Origin of the sequence: Jiangella aurantiaca (genome assembly GCF_004349105.1) — a bacterium.
Taxonomy (GTDB): Bacteria; Actinomycetota; Actinomycetes; order Jiangellales; family Jiangellaceae; genus Jiangella; species Jiangella aurantiaca.
The window spans coordinates 61,115-82,808 of sequence record NZ_SMLB01000027.1; the positions used below are offsets into that span (position 1 = coordinate 61,115).

The window sequence follows — 21,694 nt, forward strand, 5'->3', positions numbered from 1 at the left end:
TCGCCGGGACGACCCGGACGAAGGGACGGCGATGCGCCTGCCGACCGCACCCCAGCATGCCGCGCTGACGGCGTACGGCCACTCCTGGGTGGGCGGCGCCGGCGCGTCGGCGCCCACGACCCGGCTGGTGGACCGGACGGCGCGGGCACTCGGCCTGCGCGTGGACAACCGCGGCGTCAGCGGTACCGCCAGCCCCGACACGGCGGCCCTGATCCGCCGCGAGCCACCGCCGCCGTCCGCCGCGTTCCTGATCATGACCGGGCTCAACGACGCCCGGCTCCACGGCCTGTCCGCGCGCGGCACAGAGCAGTACCGCGAGGCACTGGCGCAGATCCTCACCGCGGTCACGACGACGGCGCCGGCCGCGGCCGTCGTCATGGTCGAGCAACCGCACCTGCTGGACTACTCCGGATACGCCCCGCACGACCAGGGGTCCGACGACGCCGTCGATCGCTACAACGCGATCCTGAGTGAGGTGGCGAACATGTTCGACGCCGCCGTCACGGCCCGTGTGGCCGACTGGGACCCGGGGAGCATGCTCGACGACGACGCCGTCCACCCCAACGACGCCGGCCACGCCGCCGTCGCCCGCGCCGCCACCGCCGCGCTCTCCGCCACCGATGAACTCGCCGTCATCGCAGACGACTGACGGCGACCTCATCGCTCGTCCATCGCCAGGACCAGACCCGTCCAGCTCTGCGGAACGGCACCGAGCGCCCGTCCGTCCTCGGCGTGCCAGTACTCCGCCCACCCGCTCGCCACGGCGTCCGCGCGGGTCCGTTCCGCCAGCGTCGCCGCGTCCTCGTCCCGGCCCCAGCGCCGCAGCGCGAGGTGGAAGAGGTAGTTCAGGTGCGGCCAGGCCGCGCCGCGCCAATACATGCCGGGGTCGTACGACGGGTGGGTGCGCGCCACGTTGGCCGGCCCGGCCGGCGCTCCGAAGCGGTCCGGCAGCGTCAGCTGATCCAGCGCGGCGTGCGCCTTGCCGGGGTCGGACGTCACCAGCGCGCCCATCACGCCGTCGCTGATGGGGATCCGGGCCGACGGGCCGCCGCCCACCACGGGCAGGTCCGCCCACAGCGCCGCCGCGGGGTCCCAGAGCAGCGCGTCGGCCGCCGCCGCCAGCCCTCGGGCCCGCCCGGCCAGCTCGTCGTCGGCCAGCAGGTCGGCCAGCTCGGCCAGGTTGAATGCGACGTAGGCGTTGAACGCGGCGGGTTTGACGACGAACGAGGACGACCAGGTCGCGGCGCCGTCGGCGGCGAAGCTCAGATCGTGCACCCGGGCGGCGTTCCAGGCGCTGCGCGCCGCGCGGTCGTAGTCGGCGGCGGTGCGTCCGGGCGCGCCCCAGTCGTCCCAGCGCGGCGAGTGGTCGTTGCCCGCCTCCCACGGGTGCACGACGTACAGCAGTCCGTCGTCGGCCCGCCGATGCTCCCACAGCCAGTCCAGCCCGCGCCGCGCCCGATCCAGCACCTTCGGGCCCACCGGCAGCCCGTGGGCCGCCAGCACCCGCGCGGCGTGGCCGAACATCGGCGGCTGGGCCAGCGACGACGACGCCGGCAGCGGGCCCAGCCAGGTGTCCGGCGGCTGGGGACCGTAGCGCATGTGGGGCACCAACCCGCCGTCGAGCTGTCCGTCCAGGACGGCCGCGAGCTCGGTGACCGCCCGCTCGTCACCCAGATGTGCCCAGATCACGGCGTGGAAGCACGAGTCCCACAGCCACAGGTGCGGATAGGTGAACGGGTTGGGGACGCAGTAGCCCCGGGCCGGGTTCCAGTGCGCCTCCAGCAGCGCCCGCACTCGCGTGGCGAGCGCGGCGGGCTCAGTCGGACCAGTCATGGGCCAGCACGAGGTCGAGGGTGGCCGCGGCGCTCCATGACTGGTCGAGGCTGCCGAGCGGCTCACCGGTCACCGGCTCGTAGTACTCGGCGAACGATCCGTCCGACAGCTCCGCCAGCGCCGCCGCACGCAGCGAACCCGCGACGTCCTTGGCGCCGCGCCGGTTGAGCATCCAGGCGAGGAACCAGTTCATGACGGGCCAACTCGGTCCCCGCCAATAGGCGCGCGGCCGGAACTCCGGCGACGAGGGGCTGGTGGTCGGGAGAACGGGGTGGCGCAGGGCGGGATGTCCGGTCCACCGGGGCGATCGCAGCAGCGCCAGCAACGCCCGCTCCGCGGCGGTGTCCAGGCCGCCGCTGATCAGCGGCGCGAAGCCCGCGATCGTCTCGACCCGGATATGGTCACCGGTCACCAGGTCGACGTCCAGCGCGAGGCCGCCCGACGCCTCGTCGCGGGCGTCGAGCACGCCGCGGCGGAACCGCTCCGCGGCGCCGAGCAACTCGTCGTGCTCGGGCCGGCCGAGCCGGCGCGCCAAGGACGCCAGCGCCTCGTTGGCGACGGCGAAGGCGGCGGAGGCGAAGACGTCCGTCGTGAGGAACTCAGCGTGCGGCCGCACGCGGGCGTCGTCGTAGCGGGCTCGTTTGAGCTGTTCGACCAGCCACAGGTACCGGTCGTACTCGGCCGGTTCCGGACGCTGGCTCGCATCGGCGACCACGGCGGTGTCGCGGCGGGCGTAGGGCGGCAGGTCGTCGCCCACCACGACGTGCGCGTACACCGGGTCCCATCGCGGCGAGTTGTCCATGCCGCTCTCCCAGCCGTGGTAGATGGTGAGCAGGCCGCGGCCCTGCGGATCGCGCTCGCGCACCAGATACCGATGCCAGGCGAGCAACCGGTCATACGCGCCGGGCAGCCAGCGCTCGACGTGGGCGGCGGCGGGCCCGCCGTGCGCCGCGGCGATCTCAGCGATCCGCTCGACGGCCAGCGCGTGGACCGGCGGCTGGCAGATGCCGCTGGTGCGCGGGCTGCGCGGCGCGTCGTCCGTCAGCTCCGCGCTGGCCCACCGGTCCGGTCCGGGGAAGTAGCCCTCCTCGGACGGGTCGAAGACGATGTGCGGGATCATCCCGGTCCGCCACTGGCCCGCGAACAGCGAGTCCAGCTCGCGGCAGGCCCGGACGACGTCGACGTGCGCCAACCCGACGGCGACGAACGCGGCATCCCAGCTCCACTGGTGCGGGTACAGGTCGGGGGCGGCACGGGTCATCGCACCGGCGCTGTTGCCCCGGATCACGTAAGCCGCGCGGGCGGCGAGCTCCGGCGGGTTCCACCGGTCCCCGGTGGTCGGGCGCCCGCCCGGCCGCTCGCCGTCGGCGCTGCCGTTCGTCATCTCCTGAACCACATCGATGATGCAACCCGACCCACTTAGTCCTGTCAATAGGCATAAAGAGTCTTGCGATCACGCAAAAAACGGAGTTCACTGCTGAGTGCCGTCCAATGCCGGGCGACGGGCCGCGGCTAGCACGGCGCCTGCGCATCCATACGAGGAGGCACCGATGAAGCGCACGACACGCCTCGCGGCCACGGCGACCGGCCTGGCGCTGCTCGCCGTCACGGCCTGCGGCGGCGACGACGGGGACGGGACCGGGGGCGACGGGTCCGGCGACGGCGGCTCGACCGAGCCGATCACCGTCTGGACCACGGACACGCTGCCGGACCGGGTCGCCGCCACTGAAGCGATCATCGCCGACTTCACCGCCGCGACCGGCATCGAAGTGGAGCTGGTCGGCGTGGCCGAGGACCAGTTCACCCAGGTGCTGTCGGCTGCCGCGGCCGCCGGCGAACTGCCCGACGTCATGGGCTCGCTCGGGCTCGAGGCGGTCCGCACCCTGGGCACGAACGACCTCGCCGACACCGAGGCGAACGCCGCAGTCGTCGAGGAGCTGGGCGAGGACACGTTCGCCGAGCGCGCGCTGGAGCTGACCCGCGACGGTGACGCGCAACTTGCGGTGCCCGACACGTCGTGGGTGCAACTGCTGCTGTACCGCAGAGATCTCTTCGAGGCCGCCGGCCTTGACGTGCCGGAGACCTACGAAGACATCACCGCGGCAGCACAGGCGCTGAACGCACCGGGCATGGCCGGATTCGTGGGCGCGACCAGCCCCGGCGACGCATTCACCCAGCAGACGTTCGAGCACATCGCGCTCGCCAACGGGTGCCAGCTGGTGAACGACGAGGGCGAGGTGACTCTCGACAGCGACCAGTGCGTCGGGGCGTTCGAGTTCTACGGCGACCTCGTCTCCAACTACTCCGTGTCCGGCGCGCAAGACGTCGACACGGTGCGGGCGGCGTACTTCGCCGGCCAGGCCGCGATGATGGTGTGGTCGACGTTCGTACTGGACGAGATGGCGGGTCTGCGCGACGACGCTCTGCCGAGCTGCCCGGAGTGCCAGGCCGATCCGACCTTCCTGGCCAGCAACAGCGGCATCGTGCCTGCCCTACAAGGCCCTGATGGCGAGGAGCCGGCACAGTTCGGCCAGGTCGTGTCGTGGTCGATCATCGCCGAATCGGCGACGGAGTCCGCATCGGCCTTCGTCGAGTACATGATGAGCGACGGCTACATCGACTGGATGGCCATCGCCCCGGAGGGCAAGTACCCGGTACGGGCCGGTACCGAGGACGCACCGACGGAGTACGCCGATGCCTGGGCGACGCTGCCGGCCGGCGTGGACCGCAAGGCGCCGCTGAGCGACTTCTACGGCCCGGAGGTGCTCGACCAGCTCGCCGGCGGGCTGGACCAGCTCGACCGCTGGGCGATCACCCAGGGTCAGGGCGATCTCATCACCGCCGTCGTGGGCGAGGCCCCGGTCCAGCAGGCCGTCAGCGCCGTCACCACGGAAGGCGTGAGCGCGGAAGACGCCGCCCAGCAGGCACAGGAGGCGGTGGAGCAGATCGCGGACACGGCGTCATGACGACCGACGTCCCGGGGCGCACGGTGCGCGGCGGAGACGGCGCCGGCGGGCAGATCCGCGCCCGCCGGCCGCACGGCCCGATGCGCCGCTCCGAGGCACGCGCCGGCCTGCTGCTGATCTCCCCCACGCTGATCATCGTCCTGGTCGTCGTGGTCGTGCCGATCCTGTGGACCGTGCTGCTGGCGTTCCAGCGAGTGCGGCTGCTCAACCTGCGCTCGGCCAACATCTTCGACCCGCTGACCTTGGACAACATCCGGACTGTCCTGGAGTCGGACGACTTCGTGCCCTCGCTGATGACCACGCTCGCCTACTCGGTGTTCGGCACCGGCCTGGCGATCGTGATCGGGCTGGTCGCCGCTCTCGCGCTGCGCGGGGCGTTCCGGGGCCGGACGTTCGTGCGGGCCGCCATGTTGCTGCCGTACGTCGCACCGGTGGTCGCGGTGACGTTCGTGTGGCGGACCATGCTCAACCCGCAGTTCGGAGTCGCCAACGAGCTGGGCGTCAACGTGTTCGGCTGGGACGCGCCGATCGCCTTCCTCAGCGAACGCAGTGCCGAGGTGTCGATCCTCGGCCTGGACGTCGGCGTCCCGGTGGCGTTGATGACAGTGATCGCGTTCGAGGCGTGGCGCTCGTTCCCGTTCGCATTCCTGTTCCTGACCGCCCGGTTGCAGGCGGCCCCTGCCACGCTCGAGGAGGCCGCGCGGGTCGACGGCGCCACGCCCACCCAGCGGTTCCGCTACATCGTCCTGCCCCAGCTCATGCCGACCATCGCCGTCCTGGCGGTTCTGCGCTTCATCTGGACGTTCAACAGCTTCGACGACATCTACCTGCTCACCGGTGGTGGCGCGGGCACCGAGGTCATCAGCGTCCGCGTGTTCAACTTCCTCACCGCACGCGGCGACATCGGCCTGGCATCGGCACAGGCGCTGGTGCTGGCGGTGATCCTGGCCGTGGTCGTCGGGCTGTACCTGCGGCGGTTCGCGAGGAGAGAGGAGGTGGCGGGGTGAGCGACGTAGCCAGCCCGCCGACCCGGGCGGACGCCACGGCCCGGGCCGTGTACGGCGCCCGGCCGCGCCGGCCGTACAGCCGCGACACCGTCGAGACCCGGCTGTTCCGGGTGCTGCGCTGGGTGGTCATCGCGGCTCTGCTCCTCGTGACGTTGTTCCCGTTCTACTACATGGTGCTGCTGTCGGTCCGCTCGCTCGACGAGCTGCTCCGCGACCCGGGCGCGTTGTTGGTCTCGCCCGGCGAGTGGGACCTCAGCACGTACAGCGAGGTGCTGAGGCCGGCGTCCGACGGCGGCCAGGGGTTCCTTCGGTTCATGGCGAACAGCGCCATGGTGGCGCTCGGCACCGTGTTCTTGACCCTGCTGATCGCGCTCCCTGGCGCCTATGCCGTCAGCCGGTTGCGGTTCTTCGGGCACCGTCAGATCAGCGGGCTCTTCCTGGCCGTCTACCTGTTCCCCAGCATCCTGCTCGCGGTCCCGCTGTTCGTGTTCTTCAGCCGCGTCGGCCTCCGCGGCGAACTGGTCGGCCTGCTGCTGGTCTACGTGTCGCAGATCGTCGCCGTCGCGATCTACATGCTGCGCAACTACTTCGACACGATCCCGGTCAGCCTGGAAGAGGCGGCCGCCATCGACGGCTGCAGCCGGTTGGGCGTCATGTGGCGCATCAGCCTGCCGCTCGCCATGCCGGCCATCATGGCGAACGCGCTGTTCGTCTTCATGATCGCCTGGAACGAGTTCCTCTTCGCGCTGCTGTTCCTCGTCGAGGACCGTGAGAGCTGGACGGTGTCGCTCGGCTTGTCCCAGCTCAGCGGGAGCATCGAGGTGCCCACCACGGTCCTGATGGCCGGGTCGGTCATCATCACCCTGCCGATCATCATCGTGTTCCTCGCCACGGAGAGGCTGCTCGTCGGCGGTCTGACGGCGGGCGCGGAAAAGGGCTGAAACCGCCGCCGTGCCGGTACCGGAACGGCACGTCACCCGGTTCCCCCCACGCGCCCGCGTTGATCTTGGAGTTGTTCGGCACTTGCCGGGTGAAATGTCCGATAGATGGCCGAACAACTCCAAGATCAACACCAGGTCCTCACGCGGCCGGAAGGGCCGCGGCGGCCGCCAGGAACTCCTTGATCTCCACGGCGGCGTCGCGGCCCGCGCGGTTGGCGCCGACGGTGCTGGCGGACGGACCGTAGCCGACCAGGTGGATGCGGGGATCGCGGACGACGCGGGTGCCGTCCATGCGGACGCCCCCGCCGGGTTCGCGCAGGTGGAGTGGCGCGAGGTGACCCAGCGCGGCGCGGAAGCCGGTCGCCCAGACGATGGTGTCGGCCTCGACCACCGACCCGTCGGCGAACTCGGCCCCACCCGGGACCAGGCGCGCGAACATCGGCCGCGGGTTCAGCACGCCCTTGGCCATCGCCTCGTGCACGACCTCGGTGTAGCCGAGCCCGGTGACGGCGACGACGCTGAGCGGCGGCAGGCCGGCCCGCACCCGCGCCTCGACATCGGCGATGATCGAGCGGCCGACCTCGGGCGAGAACTCCCCGGACCGGAATTCCGGCGGCCGTCGGGTCACCCAGGTGACGGACGCCGCGACGTCGGCGATCTCGGACAGGATGTGCGCCGCCGAGTTCCCGCCACCGACGACAACGACCCGCGAGCCCGCGAACGCGGCCGGCCCTCGGTACTCCGACGAGTGCAGCTGCCGGCGGCGGAACTCCGCCGCGCCCGGGTAGTACGGCCAGTGCGGACGGGTCCAGGTGCCGGTCGCGTTCGCGACGGCGCGCGCCGTCCACGTCCGGCCGTCCGCGGCACGCACGAGCAGCCGCCCGTCGTCGAGCGGCTCCACCGACGTGACGCGCACCGGCCGCAGCACCGGCAGCTCGAACCGGCGCTCGTAGTCGGCGTAGTACCGCCCGACCACCTCCGACGCGGGCAACTCACCCTCGCCGGCCACCGCGGGACGATGCGCGCCGGGCAGGTCGAACACCCCGTGCACCTTGGCCATCGTCAGCGTCGGCGGCCGCGACCCCCACGCCCCGCCCGGCCCGTCGGCGCCGTCCAGCACGACGAACGACACCCCCAGCCGGCGCAGGTGGTAGGCCGTCGACAAGCCGGCCTGGCCGGCCCCGATCACGACGACGTCCACCTCGCTCACGCCGGCAACAACGCCGCCGACGCCCGATTCATGCCGGCAGCGGATACCGCGCGGCGAAGCCGAACAGCCGGGCCGCCGCCGACGTGTCGATCGGCACCGTCCGGCCCGGCAGCGGCCGCCGCACCGGGACGTCGGGGAGATACCGCCGCAGCAGCTCCGATGTCGGGTACGGCACGAGCGTCTCCGGCGCCGCCACCAGCACGACGTGCGCCGCGCCGTCGTCGACCGCCAGCGCCGACAGCGCGGCCAGCGCGGCGTCGCGCACGTCGAGGTACGACCAGAGCTCGCGCACCCCACGCGCGGGATCGTCGGTGAGCAGGCGCGCGTGCGCGGCCAGCCGTTCGTCGACGCCGCCGACGAACGGGTAGCGCACCGCCACGACCGTGAGTCCGTGCCTGCGGGCCATCATCGCCGCGGTCAGCTCGTCGGCCTGCTTGGACAGCGCGTACGGGTCCTCGACGGCGGACGGCAGCCGCTCGTCGACCGGCAGGTAGGCCGGCGGCACCGGCTCCCGGGTCCACGGCAGGCCGTTGGCGCTGTACGAGCTGGCGATCACCGCCCGCCGCACGCCGGCGGCCCCGGCCGACTCGAGGACGGTGAAGGTCGCCCGGGTGTTGTCGGCGAACACCTCGACGGGCGTGCCGCTGGTCGGCGCCGGGCGGGCGGCCAGGTGGATGACGGCGTCCACCCCCGGCAGCGCCGACCGCACCACCTTGACGTCGCCGGCGGAGCCGACGACCACCCGCGACGCCGCCAGGTCGCCCGGATCCTCCAGCACCAGCGCCGTCGCCTCGATGCCACGCACCGCCAGCAGGTCCAGCACCGCCCGGCCGATCCGGCCGGCGGCGCCGGTCACCAGCACCCGCCGCGGCACCTCCGAAACCACGCTCACGGAGCGTAGGCCCGGACGGCGACGAGGTGGGCGGCGGGTGCGCCGTTGGTCGCCGTCACGACCACCCGCAGCGCCGTGCACGTCACCGGCGCGGCCAGCTCGTGCACCCGCCGGCGCCGCCGGTTCGCCGTCGCCGACGCGACCTCCGTCCAGGAGCCGCCGTCCACCAGCGCTTCGAAACGGTAGTCGCGGACCAGCGGCGGCGGCACCGGGAACGGCGTGCGGTGCCGGTGCAGGTTGATGAGGTCCTCGTCGACGTCGTCGTCACCGATCAGCTCGACCCGGCCGACGGTCACCGGAGACGACCAGGTCAGCTGCAGCCAGGCCGGCAGCCCCGACGACACCCACGTGTGCGGCCCGGCGTACGGCCGCAGGTACCCGTCCACCACGGCACCGGGTCCGAACGCGGCCGTCGCCCCGGCACGGAAGCAGAACGTGCGCCGCAGCAGCTCCCGGTTGGTCCACTCGCGCAGCGGCTGCGGCCGCTCGTCCTGCGGCCGCAGCGGCCGCCGGGTGAAGCTCAGCACGCCCGGGGTCGGCCGGTCGGCGACGTACAGTGCCACCGACGGCTCCGCCTTGACCAGCACGAACGCGTTGCGCGGCGTCGACGGCGCCCAGTCCAGGTCGAACCGCAACCACTGCTTCGAGCCGGCCGGCACCGGCACGGATGCCGTCGACACCAGCGTCCGCGGGACGTAGTTCTGCCCGGGCCCGGGGTCGTACAGGTCGACAGTGAGCGACGTGTCGTGCTCGGCGTCGGCCAGCAGCTCCAGCGCGGGCAGCGCCGGGTCGACCGGCAGCACCAGCCCCGCGTCGGCTTCGAGCGGCCACCGCGCCGACCCGTCCTCGACCTCCAGCGACTCCAACGACCCCGACGCGGTCACCGTCGCGGCACCGGCGAGGTCCGCAGCATCGACCAGCGGCAGCCCGACGATCGACGCGTCCTGCCGCAGCAGCGTCCGCTGCAGCTCGCCGACGTCGACCGACCGCGGCGGCACTCCGCCGGCGACGCTCAACGCCGCCGCCGTCCCGGCCGCCTCGCCCATGACCGCGGTGGTCGCCTGCACGCGCGTGGTCCCGAAGGCCACGTGCGACGCGGACACGTTCCGTCCCGCCACCAGCAGGTTCGTCACGTTCTTCGAGTACAGGATGCGGTACGGGATGTGGTAGACGCCGTCGGCGTAGCGCTGCTTGGCGCCCTCCTCCTGCGCGTACATGCCGCCGGGCGGGTGCAGGTCGATGGACCAGCCGCCGAACGCGACGCGGTCGTCGAACTCGGTCTGGCCGAGCACGTCGTGCTGAGTGAGCACGTAGTCGCCGAGGAAGCGCCGGTACTCCCGCTTGCCCGGCACCGCCCCCACCCACTCCAGCGTCAGGTTCGCCGCGCCCGGATACTGCCCAGAGTTCTTGATGTGGTCCCAGATGCCGTAGACGACCGCCCACAGCTCGTCGCGGATCGCCTCGTTGTCGTGGACGGTGTCCAGCTCGCCGCCGAACTCGATCCACCAGTAGGCGCACCCGTTGTCCTCGGCCCGGATGATCCGCCGCGACGGGATGGACGTCGCACCGATGTCCTTGGTGAAGTCCGGCGCGACGAACCGGACCGGCTCGCCGGCGTCCTTGGAGTAGAACAGCAGCGTGCTGCCGAGCGTGACGTCGTCGGCGACCTCCGGCGCCCACGGCTCGTCGTACTCCGCCCGCGACTCCCTCCCGATGCGGTACTCCGCCCCGGCCAGGTGGCCGACCAGACCGTCGCCGGTGCAGTCGAGGAAGACAGGGCCGGTGAACGTCGTCAGCAGCTCCGATCCCATCGTCCAGCCGGTCACCGACTCGACTCGACGCGCCTCCGGCGGGCCGGACGCGACGACGTCGCGCACGTCGGTGTTGAGATAGAGCGAGATGTTCGGCTCGGCCCGGACGGCGTCGAGCACCACCGCGTCCCAGTAGTACGGGTTTCCCTCGGGGTTGCGGTACTGGTTCTCGACGAACAGCTCCCCCATGATGCCGGTCTCGCGGGCGTGGTGGCTGCGGCCGTGCGCCGTCGCGCCGACCACCCACACCCGGATCTCGCTGGACGAGTTGCCGCCCAGCACCGGCCGGTTGTTGATCAGCGCGACGGTGCGCCCGAGGCGGGCGGCGGCGATGGCGGCGCACACGCCCGCGAGCCCGCCGCCCACCACCGTCACGTCGTGCCGGACCTGCTGTTCCCGCATCGGCGTCAGCCCTCCAGCATGTTCAGAAGTCGGGTCATGCAAAGGTCACGAACTTTCTCCAGTCGACTTACGCAGTGGACCGAGGGCTCTGGGGGACCTCCGGCCCCCCGTCGCCCGTCGGTTTTGCATGACCCTCCGGCGGACGGTGGACGATGGACTCGACCCGGCGCTCCGGCTGGTCGCCGAGGCCGTAGTAGACGCGCGGCGTGCCGTCGAGCCGGATGGTGACGGTGCCGCGCGGCCCGGTGACGACCCGCTCGCGGCCGAGGACGTCGACCTCGCGGAGCCGGGCGGCGCGGAACGCGACGTCGGTCTTGGTCGGCCAGTCGTCCTCCCACGCCTCCGGGTGCGGATAGTACGCCTGGCCGTCCTCGTGGTCGGCGTTGAGGAAGTAGCCGTCCGTGCGGGTCCACAGGAGCGACATCGGCCCGGACGGAGTATCGAACTGCAGCCCCTTGACGTCGGGGTCGGCGAACTCCAGCCAGCGGACGAACTGCGCGCCCTCCAGGATCCGGGTGGCGGTGGCGTACGCCAGCAGCGCCGGCTTGGCGCTGGTGTCGCGGTTCGTCAGCCCGAAGTGGTACTCCGGGTTGGTCGGGTTCGCCTTCTGCGGCTGGTGGATGATGCTGTCGTGCAGCTGGTACCAGTTGACGCCGTCGACCCCCTCTGACAGACACAGCGCCAGCGTGAGCAGGACGTTCTCGGCCGACTGGCGCATGGTGTCATTCCACCAGTGGTTCGGCCGGGTGCACGAGTACGCCTCGGTCAGCCACAGCTCCTTGTCGCCGCCGTACTCGTCGATCCGGCGGCGGGCCTCGCGCAGGGCGCCGAGGAAGTTCCAGTAGCTGCCGTTGCTGCCGGTCACCCACTCCTCCGGCGTCGGCGCGTAGTCGGGGGTGAAGTTGCCGCGGCCGGGGTGGAAGGCGAACACGTCGATGAGGTCCCAGCCGCCGTTGGCGTGGAAGTTGTCCACCCAGTTGACGTCCATGCCGCCGAGGCCGTTGTTCATCACCTTGACCTCGTGGCCCAGCTCGGCCAGCCGCTCGACCACCGGCCGCAGGCCGTCGCGGATGTACTCCTCGGTGAACTGGCCGGACATCCACGGCTGGTTGCGCTCGTTGTCGACCTCGAAGTAGCGCGCGCGGGCGTCGATGACTACCTTGACCAGCTCCGCCGCCCAGGCCTTCGCCTCCTCCGGCGTCGCGCCGAACACGACGTCGCCGTGTTGGATGTTCGGCATGATGCCCAGCTGCTCCAGCTCGGCCGGCGGGATGCCGGGCGCGCCGTTGTAGGCGATGCGCACCGACGCGACGCCGATGCGCTTCAGCAGCGCGGCGACGTCCTGCTTGCTCGGCTGCAGCAGCCACGGGTAGTTGGCGATGCCGAACCGCCCGCCGGGCTGGTACTCGTACGGCCGCAGCGACGCCAGGGTGGTGCGGGCGAACGCCTCGCCGTCGCCGGCGGCGACCCTGACTTCGACGAACACGATGCCCTGCTCAGGCGATGGGAACTCGACGGTGCGCTGGGCGACGCCGCCGGGCTCCAGCGGCAGGGTCTGCTGGCCGCTGGCCACGACCGCGCCGTCGAAGTCGCGGCCCCACCAGCTCAGCTCGACGTCGCGGGCGGCCGTACCGCCGTTGACGGCCTGCGCATGCACCGCCATCCGGTGGCCGGCGCCGTCCCACAGGTTGAACGGCTGGTCGGTCCAGATGTCGATGCCGAGCGGGCGCAGCTGGGCCAGCGCGTTCGCCGCGGCGGGGCGCAGGTCGCCGATCACGACGTCGACGTCGTGGACCAGCACGTCGCCCTCGTAGCGGCCGGCGACGTGCACCCAGTCGCCGGCGCTCCAGGCCGGGTTGCTGTCGGCGATGCGCAGGAACCCGGCGATGTCGGGCCAGCTGCGCGCGTAGATGACGCCGTCGTTGGTCTCGTACGGCACGCCGCCGCCGCTGTCGCGGTTCCATCGGGTCAGAGCGCGGGTGCTCTCGGGGCCGGCGGCACCGAGCGCGACCCGATGGAACTGCGAGTTCAGGTACATCTGGTTGCCGCTGGTGGCCTCCCACCGGGCGTGCAGGCGGCGCGCGGTGACGTCGAAGGTACCGCGGACGGTGATGCCCGCGCCGGTGCTGCCCATGCGGTAGTCGACCCGGATCGCCGGCCGCCCGTCCGGCAGCGCGATCGCCGACGGCGTGCCGCTGTAGGTGCGCTGCTGCCCGAGCACGGTGTCCTTGACCATGAAGTGCGCCAGCCGCAGCCGCTGCACGCCTGCGCCGTCGGCGACGACGACGGCGCCGTCCGTTCCCGCGGTGACGACGATGCCGTCCGCGCTGATCGTGACCGGCTCGGCCGCGGCGGCGCGGGTGGCCACGGCGGGCAGCAGCCCTGAGCCGACGGCCACCGATCCCGCGGCGCCGCCGACGAACGTCCGCCGGGTCAGGTGGTGTTCTGCCATGTCGAGTCCCTTCAGTTGACCGGGTAGAGGTCGGTGGTGGTCAGGTCGAGGCCGACGAAGATGCGCGGCGCGCCGTCGAGCGTGACGGTCACCCGTCCGGCAGTCGCGGTGTGCAGTGTCTCCTGGCCGATGCTGTTCAGCTCGCGGACGGTGGTGGTGGCCGCCGGGGTGGGCAGCGAGATCGGGGTCTTGGTCGGCCACGGGTCCAGCCACGGCTCCGGCGTCCGGTAGTACACGGGGTTGCCGGGGTCGCGGCGGGCCGGGTCGTCGTTGAGGACGTAGCCGTCGCGCCGGGTCCACAGCACGCAGAACCGGCCGGTCGGCGTCGTGAACAGGAGGCCCTTGACCTCCGGGTCGGAGAACGTGATCCGCCCGTCGTACTGGGCCTGATCGAGGAAGCGGGCCGCGGTGGCGAACGCGAGCAGCGACGGCTTGGGGCTGCGGTCGCGCAGCAGCAGGCCGAAGTGGTACTCGACGTCGCCGGGGTCGGCCTCCCTCGGCTGCTGCTCGATGCCGTCGTCGAGCGTGTACCAGGTGACGCAGCGCACCCCGTATGCCTTGGCGAACATCAGCTGCAGCAGCACGTTCTCGGCGGCGTGCCGGTAGGTGTCGGTCCACCAGCGGTTCGGCTGGGTCGACGCGTACGCCTCGGTGAGCCACAGCTCCTTGCGGCCGTTGACGGTGCGCACCTCGTGCGCCTTGCGGAGTGAGCCGATGAAGTTCCAGAAGACGGGCTTGCGCCTACCGTCGGGCTCGAGCCACGGCTCGGGCGGGTCGTAGTCGGCGACGTAGTTGCCCCGGCCCGGGTGGTAGGCGAGCACGTCGACGTGACGCCACCCGTCCGCTTCAGTGAACTTGTCCAGCCATGCCTCGTCCAGGCCCGCCAGCCCGCAGGTCATCACCTTGAAGGCGGGGTCGTCGCCCATCGCGTGCCGCAGCGGCGCCAGGGCGTCGGTGACGTACTGCTCGGGCTCCAGGCCGGGCTCGGTGAGGTTCAGCTCGTTGTCGCACTCGTAGTACCGCGCGCCGGCATCGACGCACAGAGCCACCCGCGCTGCGGCCCACGCCTCCTGCTCGTCGGCCGGCTTCCCGATCGGCAGGTCGCCCAGCTGGACGTTGTGCTGGAAGCCGAGCCGGTCCAGCTCGGCCGGCGGGATGCCGGGTGCGCCCGCGTAGGCGGTGCGGACCCACTTCATGCCGATGAGCTTCATCAGCGCCGCGACGTCGTCCTGCGCCGGCCCGGTGAGCATCCACGGGTAGTTGGCGAGGCCGAACATGCTGGCGTCGCCGGCCTGGTAGCTGGACGACGACAGGACGGCCACGTTGGTGCGGGCGAACGCCGTGACGCTCGCGTTGGTGACGTCGTTGACCACCGCCTCCACGAACGCGATGTCCCGGCCGCCCAGCGCGACCTGGAAGGACGAGTTCCACACCGACCGCGCGGCCACCGTCGCCGGCCCGGTCGTGCCGGACTGCACCGCGCCGTCCCATGTCCGGGCTGTCCAGGCGACCCGCACCTGCCGCGCGGTGGCCTCGGCATTCACCACCTGGGCGTTCACGGTCTTCGCGCCACCGGTGTTCCACACGTGGAACGGCTGGTCGGTCCATAGGTCGATGCCCAGCGGGGTCAGGATGTCGCGGGCGATGACGCCGGCCGAGTGCGCCCGCATCAGGCCGGGCACGAGGACCGTCTCGGTGACGAAGCCGCCGTCGGCTGCCGCCGTCCCGGGCGCGTGCAGCCAGGTGGCGTCGCCGAAGCCCGGCGTGCTGTCGCGCAGCCGGAGCAGCAGGCGGTTGTCGGCGTACGTCATCGCGTAGCCGACGCCGTGCGTGGTCTCGTACGGGATCCCGCCGCCGCCGTCGCGGTTCCACAGCGTCACCGGCTGGTACGTCTCGGTGCCGTTCACGACGGCGCGGGCGATCGCGAACTGGCCCGGCACGGCCTCCGCGCCGCTGACCTCCCAGCGGATCCGCGCCTTGCGCAGCCCGGCGACGACCACCGCCTTGACCGTCACCGTCGGGTGCTGGGTGACGTACTGGACGTGCAGCTCGGTGTCGCTGAGCTTCGTCACCGACGACGCGTTGAACGTCCGGGCGGTGTTCGAGTACTTGAAGTGCGTGATCGTCAGGCGGTGCGTGCCGCCGCCGTCGTGCACGCGGATCGCGCCGGTCGCGTCGTCGGCGGCCAGCGTGACGGTGCCGGCCGGGTCGGTGACGGTGACGTCCGCGGCCTGCGCGGTGGCCGGCAGCGCCGCGGACAACAGGCCGGTGCCGCCGGCCGCGAGCGAGCCGCGGACGAACGTGCGTCTGGACAGATCGGGCATGGTGCGTCCCTCCTTCTTCGTCGAAGTGCGGACGGTGTTGCTTCAGGGCTCAGCCCTTCACCCCCGTGAAACCGAGTCCGGCCACGATGTGGCGCTGGAAGATCAGGAAGACGACCACCGGCGGGATCAGCGCGAGCACCATCGCGGCGATCAGCTGGTCCTGCGGGGCCTGGCCGGCCAGCACCGTCAGAGCGACGGCGATCGGCTGCTTCTGCGGGTCGGCGATCGCGACCAGCGGCCAGATGAAGTCCTTCCACGAGTGCATCACCGCGAGCAGGCTGATGACGGCGAGGATCGGCCGGCTCATCGGCAGCACGATGCTCACCAGCAGCCGCCAGGTGCCGGCGCCGTCGACCTTCGCCGCGTCGAACAGCTCCCGTGGCAGCGCGTCGAAGAACCCCTTCGCCAGCAGCACGTTGAACGCGTTGGCGCCGGCCGGAAGCCAGATCGCCCAGTACGTGTTGGCGATGTTGATGCCCAGGAACGGCAGGTCGATGATCGTCAGGAACAGGCTGACCATCGACACCGTGTACGGCACGAACATCGTGGCCAGGATCGCGCCGTACACGTACGGCCCGAACCGCGGCCGCAGCACCGACAGCGCGAACCCGGCGGTGGCGGCGACGAACAGCTGCACCGCCCACGAGCCGAGCACGATCCAGAAGCTGTTCAGCACGTACCGGCCGACCTGCAGCTCGTCCCAGGCCAGCGTGAAGTTGCCCAGCCGCGCGTCGGCCGGCCACAGCGCCAGCGGGTTCGTCACCAGCTCGGTCGGCGACGAGACCGCGCCCTTGAGCGCCCAGTACAGCGGCCCGAGGCCGATCAGCACCAGCGCGATCAGGGTGAGGCCGTGGACGGTGAACAGCGCGCCGCAGGTGCCCGGGCGGCGCCGGCTGGTCTCGGAGACGAATCCGCTCATGACTTGCTCCAGCTCCGGGTGGCCCGCAGGTACACCGCGGACAGGACGGCCAGCGCGAGGGCGAGGAGGAGGGCCAGCGCCGCGGCCTGGCCGTAGTTGCCCTGCTGGAACCCGTACCGGAAGATCAGCAGGAGGACGGTCGTAGTGGCGTTCTGCGGCCCGCCGCCGGTGAACACGTACGGCTCGGTGAACACCTGCACGGTGTTGATCAGCTGCCAGAGCAGCAGCAGGGCGATCACGGTGCGCAGCTGCGGCAGCATCACGTGCCAGATGCGCTGCCACATGTTCGCGCCGTCGATCTCGGCCGCCTCGTACAGCTCGGCCGGGATGCCCACCATCGCGGCCAGGTAGATGAGGACGGTGCCGCCCATGCCGGCCCAGGTGGACTCGAGGACGAGGCTGAGCATCGCGGTGTCCGGCGACTCCAGCCACGGGTACGGCCCCAGCCCGACCTTCCCGAGCAGCTCGTTGAACAGCCCGGCGCCGGGGTCGTAGAACCACTTCCACAGCAGCACCGACACCACCGGCGGGATCACCACCGGCAGGTAGGCGAGGAACCGGTACACCCCGCCGAATCGGCGGACCGTCGACAGGATCGAGGCCAGGATCAGCGGCGCCGGGAACCCGATCAGCACGCCCAGCCCGACGAACAGCAACGTGTTGAGCACCGCGGTGCCCAGCAGCGGGTCGGCGAACAGCGCCTCGAAGTTGGCCAGGCCGACCCATTCGCTGGTGCCCATCAGGTCGGTCCGCTGGAAGCTGATGATCAGCCCGCGGACGATCGGCCACCACGCGAACATGCCGAACACCGCGATCGCGGGAAGCAGGAACAGCAGCCCGATGAGCTCCCTGCGCCCGCCGGAGCGCCACCGGCGGGAGCGGGCGGCCCGGCTCTCCTGGGCCGCCTGCTCCCCGGTGGGACGGGTGACCGTCGCCGTCGTCACTGGATCGTTCCTCCGGTCGGTGCGGGGCTGCTCACCGCGCGGCGGCGAGCTGCCGGTTGGCCTCGTCCTCCGCCGACGCCAGCAGTGCGTCGATGTCGGCGTCGGGGTCGGTCAGCACGGCCTGCACCACCGGGTCGAGCACCTGGTAGAGCGCCTGCGCGTTGAGCGGCGGCTCCGGCTTGAGCTCCAGCTCCGGCGTGCCGGTCAGATACGGCTGGAAGTTCTCCAGCTCGACGTTGACGAACGGCGCGATCGCCTCGTTGATCAGCTGCTGCTGCGCCTCGTCGAACATCGGCAGCGTCGGGACGCCGACGGCAGCGGCGGGGTCCTGCGCCAGCGCCTCGGCCTCGGCAGCCGCGACCTCCGGGTCGTACTGCGGCTCGGCGTAGTAGAACACCATCCACTTCACCGCCGCCGCGGCGCGGTCCTCCGGCACCGACGCCGGCACCATGAAGATCTCCCCGCCGCTCATCGTGGCGTCGCCGCCGGCCTGCGGCATCGACGTGACGCCGTAGTCGGCGGTGTCCTCCATGCCGAAGTTCTGCTTGGCCAGCCGGTAGGTGCCCGGCGTGCCCATGAACATGCCGACCTGCCCGGCGGCGAACTGGCGGATGACGTCGTCCTGGTTGAGCAGCTGCGACTCGCCCATCGACTGGTCGGTCCAGCGCATCTCCTTGAGCAGCTGGAGCGAGTCGCGGACCGCGTCGTTCTGGAAGTCTGCGACGTAGGTGTCGCCGTCGGGCCGCTCCAGCTCGCCGCCGTGCGCGTACGTCATCATCGTCAGCTGCCAGCCGCCGGTGCCGTCCTTGGACTCGTGCACGAAGCCGGCCGCGCCGGTGGCGCTGCTGATCGCCTGGGCGGCGGCGCGCACGTCGTCCCACGTCGCCGGCGGGGCGTCGGGGTCGAGGCCGGCCTGCTCGAACAGCGCCCGGTTGTAGACCAGGCCCAGCGCGAACGGCGAGCGCGGGACGCCGTAGACCTCGCCGTCGGCGTCGGAGATCGGCTCCAGCACCTGCGGGTTGATCTCGTCGGCGTGCTCCCACTCGTCCAGGAGCTGAGTGATCGGCTGCACCTGGCCGCGCTGGATCAGGCCCTGCGGCTCGGTCAGCGGGACCCGGATGACGTCCTCGACGCCGCCGCCGGCCAGCAGCGTGGAGAACGTCTGCGGGTCGTACTCGTTGGTGGACGCCTCGATCGTGATGTCCGGGTTCTGCTCCTCGAACTCGGCGATCTTCGCGTTGAACTGGTCCTGGCCGGCCTGGTCGGTGCCGGGCGGCAGGCCCTGGACGCGGATGGTGACGGCGCCGCCGTCGTCGCCGCCGCTCCCGCCGGCGTTGTCGTCACCGCCGCAGGCCGTCAGCAGGCCGGCGCCGGCGATGCCGCTCAGCAGCAGCGCGCCGAGGCGAAACGGGCGTGTTGTGGCCATGGATGTCATGTGCGCTCCCAAGGACTTCCTCGTGCCTGGAGAAAGGGACAACCGACAGACGCGTCGGCGGGTTACTGCCGCGGATCGCGCCGGGCCGGCCCGGTCGTCCCGCGAGGGATCAGCCGCGACCCGACCTGGACCACCGGCAAGGCGGGCGGGCGCCCGTGCACCAGCCCGATCAGCAGGTCGACCGCGCGGCTGGCGACCTCGTCCGGGTCGATCCGGATGGTGGTCAGCGACGGCGTGGACACCGACGCCAGCAGCGTGTCGTCGATGCCGACCACGCTGATGTCATTGGGCACCGCGGCGCCGAGCGCGGCCAGCTGGTGCAGCACGCCCATCGCGACGAGGTCGTTGTGCGCCAGCACCGCGGTCGCCTGGTGGGCGAGCACCAGCGGCGCGGCGTGCACGCCGGTCTCGAACCGGGGTTCGTACGGGCCGATCTCGATCAGCGACAGGCCGTGCGCGTCGAACGCCGCCCGGATCGACTTCGACCGCGACTGGTCCGGCCGGTTGCCGTTGCCGTCGACGAAGACGCACCGCTGGTGGCCGTACGCCTTGAGGTGCTCCGCGGCCTGGGCGATGCCGTCGGTCAGCGAGACGTGCACCTCGCTGACCCCCTCGACCTGCCGGTTGACCAGCACGACGGGCATCCGTTCGGCCAGCTCGGCCAGGCGGTCCTCCGGCAGCATCGACGCCCAGAGGACGAGGCCGTCCACCTTCTTCGACACCGCGGCGATGGTCTCCAGTTCGTCCGCCTCGCGCTCGTCGCTGTCGGCGACCAGGAGCGTGTAGCCCTGCCGCTTGGCCCGCTCCTGCATCGCCTTGAAGATCGGCGGGAAGAACGGGTTGGTGATGTCGGGGATCAGCAGCCCGAGCGACTCGGTGCGACCCTCGCGCAACGACCTCGCCGCCGGGTTGGGCGTGTAGCCCAGGCGCTCGGCGGCCGCCACGACCCGCTGCCGGGTGGCGGCGTTGACGAGGTCCGGCGTGTTCAGCGCGCGGGAGACCGTCGAGACGGAGACGCCGGCGGCCTTGGCGACCGCGCCGATCGTGACGGCCATGGGCTCCTCCTCGACGCTGTGGTGGACGGGTGACGCTGCGGCAGCATTGCAAACGTTTCTGATGTATGTCAAGAGGTGTCTATGCAGCGAAGTAGGACGTACGCTACGGTTTCTGACCGCAGCGATGAGTGATTTGCGGGAACGTTTTCAATCGAAGGGACGCCGAAGCCTATGAAGATCACCGGGTGCGAAGTGCTCACCCTGCCCGACCACGGCGACAGCATGATGCTGGTCGCGGTCGACACCGACGAGGGCATCCACGGCCTGGGCGAGGTCGGCATCCGGACCCGGCAGCGCGCGGTCGCCGGCGCCATCGAGCACCTGGCCGAGCTGATCGTCGGCGAGGACCCCACCCGCATCGAGCACCTGTGGCAGGTGATGTTCCGGCGCGGCTTCTTCCCGTCCGACCGGTTCCTCTCCGCCGCCATCGCCGCCATCGACGTCGCCCTGTGGGACATCCGCGGCAAGGCGCTCGGCGTCCCGGTGTACGAGCTGCTCGGCGGCCAGGTCCGCGACGCGGTGCCGTGCTACGTCCACGTCGGCGACCAGCACCGCGAGCTGCCGGCGTTCCTCGACCGGTGCCGGCAGCTGGTCGCCGAGGGCTGGCGGCACCTGCGCTTCGCCGCCCCGTACGACGACGGCGTGCTGGACCAGCGGGCCACCATGCGCGCGTCGATCGAGCTGATGCACGCCGCCCGCGAGGCGCTGGGCGACGACATCGAGCTGATCCTCGACGTGCACACCCGGCTGGACCCGCCGGAGGCGGTCACGCTCTGCCGCGAGATCGAGGCGGCCCGGCCGTACTTCGTCGAGGACCCGCTGCGGGCGGAGTCGCTGGACAGCTACGAGATGCTGCGGCGGCGCACCGGCGTGCCGCTGGCCACCGGCGAGGTGTACGGCTCGAAGTGGGAGTTCCAGCGGCTGATCGAGCGCGACCTCATCGACTACGCGCGGGTCGACGTCGCCGTCGCGGCTGGGCTGACCGAGGCGAAGAAGATCGCCGCGCTGGCCGAGACGCATTACGTCAAGCTGGCCACCCACAACCCGCTCGGCCCGGTCACCGCGGCCGCGTCGCTGCACCTCAACCTGGCCTGCCCGAACGTCGGCGTCCAGGAGCACCAGGTGGCGCCGGAGCCGGCCACGGCCGCGCTGTTCACCGTCCGCCCGACGGTGCGGCCCGGCTGGGTGGAGCGCAGCGAGCTGCCCGGCCTCGGCGTCGACATCGACCGCGCGGCCGCCCGCGAGCTGCGGGCCACCCCGGCCGAGCGGCCGCACCTGCGCACCCCCGACGGCGCCTACACGAACTGGTGACTCCCATCACCTGCGACCGCAGGCCACCCACGCCGCGTTGATCTTGGAGAAACCGCGGAGTTACGGGGCTACTAGACGATTCCCGTAGGACCGGTGTCCGGCCAGACTCGGTCCAGGCGCTCGGCGGGACGCTCTCTTCTGGGCTGCCCATCCCGCTTGTGGGGTGTGGCTCTATTTCGGTTTGCGGTCCGC

Annotated in this window: 16 protein-coding genes; 5 read left to right on the forward strand and 11 right to left on the reverse strand. The window is 71.8% G+C overall.

Annotated features, from left to right (window positions below; all coding sequences use genetic code 11):
* Nucleotides 1–31 precede the first annotated feature (31 nt).
* The gene (locus tag E1262_RS18600) at nucleotides 32–649 is read left to right on the forward strand and encodes an SGNH/GDSL hydrolase family protein (RefSeq protein WP_162605981.1); all 618 of its coding nucleotides are present in this window, start codon (nucleotides 32–34) and stop codon (nucleotides 647–649) included.
* An 8-nt stretch (nucleotides 650–657) separates the two neighbouring features.
* On the opposite strand, the gene E1262_RS18605 is transcribed toward E1262_RS18600, so the two are convergent.
* Nucleotides 658–1,833, reverse strand: coding sequence for an MGH1-like glycoside hydrolase domain-containing protein (locus E1262_RS18605; RefSeq protein ID WP_132104631.1), 1,176 nt, complete (start codon nucleotides 1,831–1,833; stop codon nucleotides 658–660).
* The gene (gene ggh / locus E1262_RS18610) at nucleotides 1,817–3,217 is read right to left on the reverse strand and encodes a glucosylglycerate hydrolase (RefSeq protein WP_132104632.1); all 1,401 of its coding nucleotides are present in this window, start codon (nucleotides 3,215–3,217) and stop codon (nucleotides 1,817–1,819) included. The genes E1262_RS18605 and ggh overlap by 17 nt, the downstream gene beginning before the upstream one ends.
* A gap of 166 nt (nucleotides 3,218–3,383) precedes the next feature.
* Between ggh and E1262_RS18615 the strand changes: the two genes are divergently transcribed.
* From E1262_RS18615 to E1262_RS18625, 3 genes are read left to right on the forward strand one after another with little or no spacing between them, the layout of a single operon-like run.
* Complete coding sequence (locus E1262_RS18615) at nucleotides 3,384–4,799, forward strand: ABC transporter substrate-binding protein (RefSeq protein ID WP_132104633.1); 1,416 nt, start codon at nucleotides 3,384–3,386, stop codon at nucleotides 4,797–4,799.
* Nucleotides 4,796–5,806 (forward strand): carbohydrate ABC transporter permease, encoded by a 1,011-nt coding sequence (locus E1262_RS18620; RefSeq protein ID WP_132104634.1) that lies wholly within the window; start codon nucleotides 4,796–4,798, stop codon nucleotides 5,804–5,806. Before E1262_RS18615 ends, E1262_RS18620 begins: the two co-directional genes overlap by 4 nt.
* A 47-nt stretch (nucleotides 5,807–5,853) precedes the next feature.
* A complete protein-coding gene (locus tag E1262_RS18625) occupies nucleotides 5,854–6,747 on the forward strand; it encodes a carbohydrate ABC transporter permease (protein ID WP_420810541.1) in 894 nt (297 codons plus the stop codon).
* A gap of 139 nt (nucleotides 6,748–6,886) precedes the next feature.
* Here E1262_RS18625 and E1262_RS18630 read toward each other — a convergent pair whose 3' ends face one another.
* The 9 genes from E1262_RS18630 to E1262_RS18670 form a co-directional block, all read right to left on the reverse strand.
* Entirely contained in the window at nucleotides 6,887–7,957 is a 1,071-nt protein-coding gene (locus E1262_RS18630) for an FAD-dependent oxidoreductase (RefSeq protein WP_132104635.1), read from the reverse strand.
* Between the two features lie 28 nt (nucleotides 7,958–7,985).
* Nucleotides 7,986–8,849, reverse strand: coding sequence for an NAD-dependent epimerase/dehydratase family protein (locus tag E1262_RS18635; protein WP_203454009.1), 864 nt, complete (start codon nucleotides 8,847–8,849; stop codon nucleotides 7,986–7,988).
* Entirely contained in the window at nucleotides 8,846–11,062 is a 2,217-nt protein-coding gene (locus tag E1262_RS18640) for an FAD-dependent oxidoreductase (protein WP_132104636.1), read from the reverse strand. Before E1262_RS18640 ends, E1262_RS18635 begins: the two co-directional genes overlap by 4 nt.
* A 67-nt stretch (nucleotides 11,063–11,129) precedes the next feature.
* Nucleotides 11,130–13,514, reverse strand: a complete 2,385-nt coding sequence (locus tag E1262_RS18645) for a hypothetical protein (RefSeq protein WP_203454011.1) — start codon at nucleotides 13,512–13,514, stop codon at nucleotides 11,130–11,132.
* 11 nt (nucleotides 13,515–13,525) lie between these two features.
* Complete coding sequence (locus E1262_RS18650) at nucleotides 13,526–15,838, reverse strand: hypothetical protein (RefSeq protein ID WP_132104637.1); 2,313 nt, start codon at nucleotides 15,836–15,838, stop codon at nucleotides 13,526–13,528.
* 49 nt (nucleotides 15,839–15,887) lie between these two features.
* Nucleotides 15,888–16,757, reverse strand: coding sequence for a carbohydrate ABC transporter permease (locus E1262_RS18655; RefSeq protein WP_132104638.1), 870 nt, complete (start codon nucleotides 16,755–16,757; stop codon nucleotides 15,888–15,890).
* On the reverse strand, nucleotides 16,754–17,701 hold the full coding sequence (locus tag E1262_RS18660) for a carbohydrate ABC transporter permease (RefSeq protein WP_203454013.1): 948 nt from the start codon (nucleotides 17,699–17,701) through the stop codon (nucleotides 16,754–16,756). Before E1262_RS18660 ends, E1262_RS18655 begins: the two co-directional genes overlap by 4 nt.
* Nucleotides 17,702–17,732: 31 nt before the next feature.
* A complete protein-coding gene (locus tag E1262_RS18665; protein WP_162605982.1) occupies nucleotides 17,733–19,127 on the reverse strand; it encodes an ABC transporter substrate-binding protein in 1,395 nt (464 codons plus the stop codon).
* 71 nt (nucleotides 19,128–19,198) lie between these two features.
* Nucleotides 19,199–20,191, reverse strand: a complete 993-nt coding sequence (locus E1262_RS18670) for a LacI family DNA-binding transcriptional regulator (RefSeq protein ID WP_132104640.1) — start codon at nucleotides 20,189–20,191, stop codon at nucleotides 19,199–19,201.
* A gap of 171 nt (nucleotides 20,192–20,362) precedes the next feature.
* Between E1262_RS18670 and E1262_RS18675 the strand changes: the two genes are divergently transcribed.
* Nucleotides 20,363–21,502, forward strand: coding sequence for a mandelate racemase/muconate lactonizing enzyme family protein (locus E1262_RS18675; RefSeq protein WP_132104641.1), 1,140 nt, complete (start codon nucleotides 20,363–20,365; stop codon nucleotides 21,500–21,502).
* Nucleotides 21,503–21,694 lie beyond the last annotated feature (192 nt).